General features: G+C 44.9%; 1 protein-coding gene. It reads left to right on the top strand.

The window, feature by feature from the left end; genetic code table 11:
- Nucleotides 1–603 (top strand): replication factor C small subunit (locus ACP5L5_RS11820; RefSeq protein WP_428764023.1); only part of this gene is annotated, 603 nt, incomplete at both ends.

Below are 603 nucleotides of genomic sequence, written 5' to 3'. Positions count from 1 at the left end.
TGTTAGGCTTGTTGATTTGGTTGATCAGGAGGGTGTTAAGGCTGGTTTGCTTGAGTTTGTTAGGCGTGGTGATTTGCCTCACCTACTCTTCTATGGTCCTCCTGGTGTTGGTAAGACTACTGCTGCCTTAGCCCTCGCTAGGGAGCTTTACGGTGAGGCTTGGCGTGGTAGTGTTCTTGAGCTTAATGCTAGTGATGAGAGGGGTATTGATGTTATTAGGGAGAAGGTTAAGGAGTTCGCTAGGACAATGCCAAGCGGCCCAGTACCATTCAAGCTCGTTATACTTGATGAGGCTGATAACATGACTAGTGACGCGCAGCAAGCATTAAGGAGGATTATGGAAATGTACGCATCAACAACAAGATTCATACTACTGGCAAACTACATAAGCGGAATAATAGAACCAATACAGTCAAGATGCGCAATATTCAGATTCAACCCACTACCAAAGGAAGCAGTAATAGAGAGGCTGAGGCAAATAGCCAAGGAAGCGGGAGTAGAGGTAACCGAGGATGGACTAGAGGCAATATGGGAAGTAAGCCAAGGAGACATGAGAAAAGCAATAAACACACTACAAACAACAACCACAACAAACAAAAAAGT

The sequence above is a fragment of the Vulcanisaeta sp. genome (assembly GCF_049966235.1).
Taxonomy (GTDB): domain Archaea; phylum Thermoproteota; class Thermoprotei; order Thermoproteales; family Thermocladiaceae; genus Vulcanisaeta; species Vulcanisaeta moutnovskia.
The sequence above is the reverse complement of the archived record's forward strand: the minus strand, read 5'-3'. Positions and strand labels throughout refer to the sequence as shown.